At 31.0% G+C, this 7,411-nt stretch carries 9 protein-coding genes; 3 read left to right on the top strand and 6 right to left on the bottom strand.

The annotated features are described in order from the left end of the window. Positions 1 to 439: 439 nt before the first annotated feature. Positions 440 to 961 (top strand): gamma carbonic anhydrase, encoded by a 522-nt coding sequence (locus tag ERL59_RS13630; RefSeq protein WP_160646776.1) that lies wholly within the window; start codon positions 440 to 442, stop codon positions 959 to 961. 114 nt (positions 962 to 1,075) lie between these two features. Next, a complete protein-coding gene (locus tag ERL59_RS13625; RefSeq protein ID WP_160646775.1) occupies positions 1,076 to 1,432 on the top strand; it encodes a DUF2614 family zinc ribbon-containing protein in 357 nt (118 codons plus the stop codon). Positions 1,433 to 1,570: 138 nt separating this feature from the next. Here the strand turns inward: ERL59_RS13625 and ERL59_RS13620 are convergent, their stop codons facing one another. From ERL59_RS13620 to ERL59_RS13595, 6 genes are all read right to left on the bottom strand, one after another. Then, positions 1,571 to 3,319 (bottom strand): glycosyl hydrolase family 18 protein, encoded by a 1,749-nt coding sequence (locus ERL59_RS13620; protein WP_235929890.1) that lies wholly within the window; start codon positions 3,317 to 3,319, stop codon positions 1,571 to 1,573. A 113-nt stretch (positions 3,320 to 3,432) separates the two neighbouring features. Continuing rightward, positions 3,433 to 3,858, bottom strand: coding sequence for a Fur family transcriptional regulator (locus ERL59_RS13615; protein WP_160646774.1), 426 nt, complete (start codon positions 3,856 to 3,858; stop codon positions 3,433 to 3,435). 86 nt (positions 3,859 to 3,944) lie between these two features. Then, positions 3,945 to 5,177 (bottom strand): DUF4097 family beta strand repeat-containing protein, encoded by a 1,233-nt coding sequence (locus ERL59_RS13610; RefSeq protein ID WP_160646773.1) that lies wholly within the window; start codon positions 5,175 to 5,177, stop codon positions 3,945 to 3,947. A 21-nt stretch (positions 5,178 to 5,198) separates the two neighbouring features. Then, on the bottom strand, positions 5,199 to 5,795 hold the full coding sequence (locus tag ERL59_RS13605) for a TM2 domain-containing protein (protein WP_160646772.1): 597 nt from the start codon (positions 5,793 to 5,795) through the stop codon (positions 5,199 to 5,201). An 18-nt stretch (positions 5,796 to 5,813) separates the two neighbouring features. Next, entirely contained in the window at positions 5,814 to 6,185 is a 372-nt protein-coding gene (locus ERL59_RS13600; protein ID WP_160646771.1) for a hypothetical protein, read from the bottom strand. Further along, complete coding sequence (locus tag ERL59_RS13595) at positions 6,145 to 6,741, bottom strand: RNA polymerase sigma factor (protein WP_160646770.1); 597 nt, start codon at positions 6,739 to 6,741, stop codon at positions 6,145 to 6,147. Before ERL59_RS13595 ends, ERL59_RS13600 begins: the two co-directional genes overlap by 41 nt. 241 nt (positions 6,742 to 6,982) lie before the next feature. On the opposite strand from ERL59_RS13595, the gene ERL59_RS13590 reads away from it, so the two are divergent. After that, positions 6,983 to 7,291, top strand: a complete 309-nt coding sequence (locus ERL59_RS13590; protein WP_160646769.1) for a hypothetical protein — start codon at positions 6,983 to 6,985, stop codon at positions 7,289 to 7,291. The last annotated feature ends 120 nt before the right edge of the window (positions 7,292 to 7,411 follow it).

Here is a 7,411-nt window from a genome sequence, read left to right as displayed (position 1 = left end):
CTTGAAATCTCTCAAGTCTCCGATTTGTTCACTCGTTATTCAGTTTTCAAGGTGCAAATCTTTCTATTAATCGTCGTTGTTCTTTTTTACAGCGACTAGATTATCATATCATTTTTGGTGAGTTTTTGTCAATAACAATTTTTGATAGTTATCTTCAAATCACTCATCTAATCTAGTAAACTCTTATTTGCTTCTTGTCATGTTTACTTGCCATTCTAAGCGGCGAAATTAAATTTATCACAGAATCATATGGCCTGTCAATAATATTTAGGAAAAAAAATAACATTATAATAAAGTAATTTTTTTTAGAATGTTCAGATAATAACTAGAATCATTGAGTAGCTGTACATTTCTTGATCTTATTCATTTGGATCTGTATATTAGACTTAACCATTTTTAATAAAATTATGATAAAAAATATTAACAACGAGGTACTAATATGATTTATGAATACAACGGGAAAAAACCTTCAATCGCTAAAAGTGTATATCTAGCTGATTATGTAACTATCACTGGGGATGTAACTATTGGTGAAGAGAGCAGCATATGGTTTAATACAGTAATAAGAGGAGATGTTTCGCCTACAATTATTGGTAAAAGGTCTAACATACAAGACAATTGTATATTACATCAAAGTCCAGCTTATCCACTTATTATTGAGGATGACGTTACAATTGGACATCAAGTTATACTCCATAGCTGTAGAATTAGAAACAAAGCATTAATTGGTATGGGGTCGATCATATTAGATGGTTCAGAAATAGGAGAAGGAGCATTTATAGGCGCTGGAAGTCTCGTTTCCCAAGGGAAAAAAATTCCTCCAAACTGTTTAGCTTATGGTAGACCTGCAAAAGTAATTAGAGAATTAACAAAAAGTGATATGGAAGACATGAAAAGAATTAGGGAAGGATATGTTACCAAAGGGAAGTATTATAAATCAATAACCCCATCGGATAAATAGTTAAGTTATAACATTATTTTCACTTGTTTCAAATGTACTGCTCTAATATAATATTGAATATACATTTCTTTAGATATTTGAGCAAACTTTATTAATGATGAGAAGAGGATAATCATGTTTTTAAAATCAAGTAAAATTAACGAATTACGTTTATGGGGACTCTTATTGACTTTAGGTGGTATGGGTATCATGATTATTGGTACTGGTGGTTTACTATTATGGGGTAACTTAGGTAAATATGTTATTTCAATCCCATTTATGATTATTGGTACAATTAGTTTATTAGGTAGTGTAGCTGTATACTTTTGGGCTGGAACACTTTCTACAAGTTCTATTACATTAGAGTGCCCAGAGTGTAGAAAGCCTACTCGTCATATTGGTAAAACAGATCGTTGCATGCATTGTAGAACCATTCTTACATTTGATGAAAACAAAGCAAATGGATCAATTACTAAAGATCAAAAACAATAATAAATTAAATTTTTTTAATGAAATAAAATAAATTAAAATAAATAAAAATATCTTAAGGATGTCCAACTCTTTGCAAAAACCAATGGACATCCTTTTATTTGATACTCAAACGATTCATTTAATAAAATATTTCCATACTTAAGGTCTTTTGTTGAGTGTTTTATCGATGACCTCCCAAATATCTGGGGTTTCAAAACCTCTTCTCCAGGAAGCTATACCTGCTAAATCATACTTTTTAACAATTTCAGCACGTGCTTGCATTGAAACATCATCTTCTATCCAGATCTTATGTGTTGCGTTACCTTCTTTGTATTCAACATAATTTTGTCCTACATCTTCTTTATATTGTATATCTAAATTTTTATCCTCAATGATCTGAAGTACTGTTTCCATAAACAAAGTTTTAGAAGAAACAGATGTATTGCCGTCTACTTCTTCTTCTGTCCATAAACGAGTGTAAAAAGGGACTCCTAAAATTAACTTTTCAGAAGGAACTTGATCCTCGTTCATAATGTCTACGATGCCTTTTTCAACCCATGGCAAAGATGCAACGGATCCTGCAACTGGACTAGAGGCCCAATGCTCATCATAAGTCATAACCATCATATAATCTACAACTTCTCCCAACGCTTTTCTATCATAAAATAACGACCACATCTCACTTCCACCTCTAATGGTCACATCAATGGATACAACAAGATTTTGTTCATGTAAAATAGGTGTAAGCTCACGTACAAATTGAGTAAGATTATCTTTATCTTTCAAATACACATTTTCAAAATCAATATTAATCCCTTGTAAATCATATAATTCAGCATAACTTACAAGTTGTTTGATCATTTTCATCCTAGTTTCATAGTTAGATAAGACAGCACTTGTCCAATCTGGATCAAAATTATTACTAAATAAAGCCCATATTTGATATCCTTGTGAATGTGCCCAATTTACATATTCAGCATCCGCTTTATTTTCAATATTCCCTGACTCGTCTAGTAGATGAAACCAGGTTGGACTTATTACGTTCAAGCCTGGCATATTACCAATAACAGTAGTATCTGTTTTTTTATTGTACACGGCTTCCCAGGTTAAATTAACTTTTTCTCCCAATGGGTTCCAAACTAACGTTGATTCTTCTTTTACTTGATTAGGTATAATTTCAAGCTCATCTAATATGATATATTGCTCTTCCAAGTATCCTTGATAACCATTTTCAAGTTGCACAAAATACCAACCATTTAGTTTTTCTTCTAAAATCATAACGTTATCATTGATGGAAATATCATATAAAATTGATGATTTTATAGTAGGTTCTGTTCTTATAGGAATACTTACCTCAGTTTGATCTTGGCCTACAACCTTCCCCCATTGAATGACATCGCCAGCATTCCATATTAATACCGCATTTGTCTCCTCTGACTCTACTATTTTTAAATTATAAAATTCCAATAGATGATAGATTGGAAAATAAATCGTATCGTTTATAACCTCAATTGGAAATTGCAAAGAATAAGGCTTTTCATTTATCATTGCACTCAACTGATCTGTTTTGAAATGAACAACTTGTTTGTCTGTCGTAATGATAACTGATCCAGAATCTTCTTCAAGCCTAACATTTGGATCAATGTGTTCTTTGACGAAATCCAACGGAACTTTTAAACCTTTATCTTTACCTAAGGCAGAATAAGGCTGTAATTCATTCTGATAAAAAATAGGTTGATCTAAACCATTAAATTCTTCGATAACTCTATCAGAAGAAGGTTGTCCTGATAACCAACTTTGATAGAATACAAACGAAAAAAATAAAACAATAAACAATAATAAACAAAATAAGATCATTCTAATTAATGTGCTGCGTTTTTTCTTTTTTGAAATATTAAACTCATTCAATTCATCCACATCCTATGCCTGAAAAATAAAAAAGACGTAAGGTACCTCCTTTGTAAAAAGAAGAACCAACACGTCTTATATTAAATGATTTTACAGCTAAAATAAATGACAAATTATGCTTCACTGCATTGTTGACAAGTACCATGAACTTCCATTCTATGATGTTTAACAATAAACCCTGTTTTTTCTGATGCAATTTCCTCAATTTGATAAAGTGGAGGTGAGTGAAAATCAACAATTTTACCACAATCATCACAAATCGCATGATAGTGTTCATCTACATTAGCATCAAATCTACTCGCACCATCACCGAATGTAAGCTCACGAACTAAACCTGCTTCTAAAAATACTTTTAGATTGTTATATATAGTTGCAACACTCATATTTGGAAACTGATCACCAAGTGCTTTGAAAATATCATCTACACTTGGATGAGTATGTGTTTTTAACATAAACGAAAGGATCGCATGTCTTTGCGGAGTCATTCGAACACCACTAGTTTTTAATTGTTTTAGGGCATGTTCTAATTGGGATGACATAATCCCTTACCGCCTTTCTATTTGATCATAAGTTATTATATCTATAATACGTTCGAGGTTATCTTTTTGTCAAATTTGAGACAAAATTAAAAGTCTTGATCCCACTTTTTAACAATTATTGAACCATTATTAGTATATGCGGTAATTTTATGCTCGCCATTACCAACTATTCCTCCCATAATTTTCTTATCAATATGAAATGGAAAATCACTTAAAAATCCCCCAGCATTACTTTGTGCTCTAAAAGTAAAATCTCCATTATTAGGTAAAACAACCTCAATACTTTCATTTATTGTATCTAAATACCAACTACCATCAACAACTTGGGACTTTACTTTAATCTTTCCATTTGTTGTATCCACTGTCACTTCATCGTTTACCTCAACCAATGTAATGGATCCGTTAGTTGATTCAGCCTCAACTTTCCCTTCAATTATTTTTCCTTCTATTTTACCATTTGTTGTATCTGCTATGAAATCGCCAAATATACTGTCAGCAATAATGTCACCATTTGTTGTATCAAGCACTGTTTTACCATCAATGGAATAAACTTCAATATTTCCATTCGTTGTATCTGCAGCTACTCTGCCATTTATGTTAGTAATATGAATATCCCCATTTGTTGTATCAATATCTAAAGAATCAAGTATAGGAACATCAGTAACTATAACAGAACCATTTTTCATTTTTAATTGAATATCTATTTCTCTAGATTGAGGTACATGTATGATTAAGTTTACTTTAGGTTTATATTTAAAACCAAATCTATAATACTCTTTTCCCTTTGCATATACTTGCAAAGTACTACCTTCATCAATCCACTCAAGTTTGGACTCATTTACTATTCTTTCTGCTTTTTCTTGATCTATTTCAGAAACATAGATCGTTGTTTCAAATTTAAAATCTTTTTCATTAGTAGGTTTTATATTAATCTTTCCATTTAAATTTTCAACATACAGTTTATTTGTATTTTCATAAAAAGGTATCATCTGTGCTTCTATTTCAAATTTCAGATCATTTTCATTATCAGAATAAACTAATTCTAATTGGTTCAAAAAAGGAAAACCAGAAGTTAAACCAAAAAGGATCAACACTATAGCAAAACTTAATACTACAGACTTAATATCTATTCTGACATTTCTATCATTCTTATTTTTAAACTGAAAAATTAAGTATTCAATTCCAAAAAAAATGATAATAAATGGCCACCACTGTACTATCTTTTCTACATATGATGTATCACTTGTTTGATCCATAAGCAATGTTGCCCCAACAAAAACTAACAACGAAGCTGCGGTATATCTACCCACCTTGATCATAAAAGTCCACTCTCCACCTCATTATTCATTTTTTTTCTTCAATTCACTAAAAAGCAATAATCCTCCAGCTAGGATTAAAGCAATGCCACCTAAATAGGAACCGAAGAAATCAAACACTACACTTAACCAAGATGGTTTATTGCTAATGATAAAAAGTAGTGTACCAGCTGCTATTAACATATAACCAAATGTCTTCCCATCTCTTACTTTCACTTTTATATCCTCTAAAGTACCTTGTGCATTTATAATATCTGCTGTTTGTAAAGCATCAAATATATTATAAAAATAAATAACTGGGATAATAAAAGATAGCAATACAATTAAAGGAACATTTGAATCGACAAAATTCATACCTAATGACACAATGAATACGATGTCTATTGCTAAAAGCAGCATAAACATTACTCCTCTTTGCATCAAACCTAAATAAAAATGACCCATCCCAGGCAATAAGAACGCTAATAATCCCGTTACAAATTTATTTTTTAACTTAGTAGTTTGGAAAGGAATTGAGCTTGAGTTCATTTGTTGTTTATGCTGATGTATTCTTTGCTCAATAAAATCGTCCATCCTCTCCTGTTGTTGCTGAGAATCTTCAGGCAATTCATGTTTTTCCATACTTAAGCCTCCTTAAAATTAATGATTAACTAACTGTGAGATTTTTGTAGTAATCATGTTGAAAAATTCAGAACCATATGTGATGACACCATTTACTGTTTCATTTACTTCCGTACTAAATTGTTCAGGATTCATCTCTATAAATGCAGAAAATATTCCCTCGGAAATAAAAAAGTAAGTCGCTGCACTTGCGATAATAATATGAATGACTTCATTGGTTTGTTTAAATTGTTTGTGAATATTTACATTCTTTTTTGCATCCATTTCTTTCGTATATATCATTACATCATCTATGAAACATGAGGACGTTTCCAAAATGGGCAGTGAATTTAATTGCTGCTCTAATTCATCAAATTGTTGTTGATTGGACTTTTGAATTTTCCTGAACATGACTATCCACCTCCATCCACTTTTGCCTTAGTCTTTTTTTACCTCTATACAATCGAGTTTCTACTGTTTTTAATGGGAGTTGCATAATTTCGGCAATCTCAGAACAAGAAAATTCCTTTAAATGATACAAATAAATAATAATTCGATACTTATCTGGAAGCTCGTTTATAAGTTGATACACCATTTCCTGTTTTTCTTTAATTATTGTTCTTGTTTCTGGTTCTTCATTTGAATCTGTAAATAGCTTATCCTTGATTTCATCCACCCAAGCAACAACTGACTTTCTTTTTTGGGATCTGCGATGATCTATAACAAGGTTTACAGTTAAACGGTATAACCAGGTTTTAAATTTTGAATTTCCTTGAAAAGAAGAAAGTGTTCTAAATAATTTGATAAACACTTCCTGAGATAAATCTTCAGCAGTCTCACGATGTCCAATCATTTGAAATATTAGTGTGAATATATAATTTTTATGCCTTTCCACTAATAAACGATAAGCTTCATTTTTACCCATTTGAATTTGTTTAATTAGCTGCTCATCTGTTAATTGATCCATCGCCTCACCACCTTTTCCTATCTTATAAACTTAGACGTAAAACCTCTGAGTTTCACTTCAAAATAAAAAATTATTAATTTATTTTATTTTGAAGTGAATAGTGTCATGTTGAATAAGTTTCAAACTTAATTCATATCGCTCACACAGATGAAAGGATCATTCCATTCGTTCTTAAAATACAGGCACAATGCCCAGATTACTACATACCATAAACTATCTTTAATAAAAGGAGGAATAAAAATTGACTTTACCTAATTTTCCTAATTTCGACCCTAAAATCACTGTAGATCGTGAAAAAGCGATTGATTTATTGTTAACTTCTATCGCTATGGAAGAAGTAGGTTTATCACATATTGTTAATGCAGAGGGTGAAAAAATTCAAGCCGTAGTTGAGAGTTTTAAACAGAGTGACCACTCAGATATTACAAATTTAGTATATATAAACACAAATGTTGCTGATACTTTAAAAAGAGTTATTCAAAAGCAAATTCTACTTGACTTCAAACTAGATGACGTTAAAGAATTAATTGAAGGTTTAGAAGGTGAGTAAGTTTGTTCACACTTTGATTATGAATTTCATACAATTTATAAGCAGCATAAGTTTATCTCCTAGTATTTAATATTATGCTGTTTAAGTTTGTACTTAAGTTTTCGGCTATCACTTGTAAAG

Origin of the sequence: Chengkuizengella marina, from assembly GCF_009910845.1 — a bacterium.
In the GTDB taxonomy this organism is placed as follows: domain Bacteria; phylum Bacillota; class Bacilli; order Paenibacillales; family KCTC-33759; genus Chengkuizengella; species Chengkuizengella marina.
Note: the sequence above shows the minus strand (reverse complement) of the source record. Positions and strands in the feature narration are given on the sequence as shown.

Excerpts from the sequence above, each read along its gene's own strand:
- ERL59_RS13630 (WP_160646776.1), top strand. The coding sequence starts at position 440 with ATGATTTATGAATACAACGGGAAAAAACCTTCAATCGCTAAAAGTGTA.
- ERL59_RS13625 (WP_160646775.1), top strand. The coding sequence starts at position 1,076 with ATGTTTTTAAAATCAAGTAAAATTAACGAATTACGTTTATGGGGACTC.
- ERL59_RS13615 (WP_160646774.1), bottom strand. The coding sequence starts at position 3,858 with ATGTCATCCCAATTAGAACATGCCCTAAAACAATTAAAAACTAGTGGT.
- ERL59_RS13610 (WP_160646773.1), bottom strand. The coding sequence starts at position 5,177 with ATGATCAAGGTGGGTAGATATACCGCAGCTTCGTTGTTAGTTTTTGTT.
- ERL59_RS13605 (WP_160646772.1), bottom strand. The coding sequence starts at position 5,795 with ATGGAAAAACATGAATTGCCTGAAGATTCTCAGCAACAACAGGAGAGG.
- ERL59_RS13600 (WP_160646771.1), bottom strand. The coding sequence starts at position 6,185 with ATGTTCAGGAAAATTCAAAAGTCCAATCAACAACAATTTGATGAATTA.
- ERL59_RS13595 (WP_160646770.1), bottom strand. The coding sequence starts at position 6,741 with ATGGATCAATTAACAGATGAGCAGCTAATTAAACAAATTCAAATGGGT.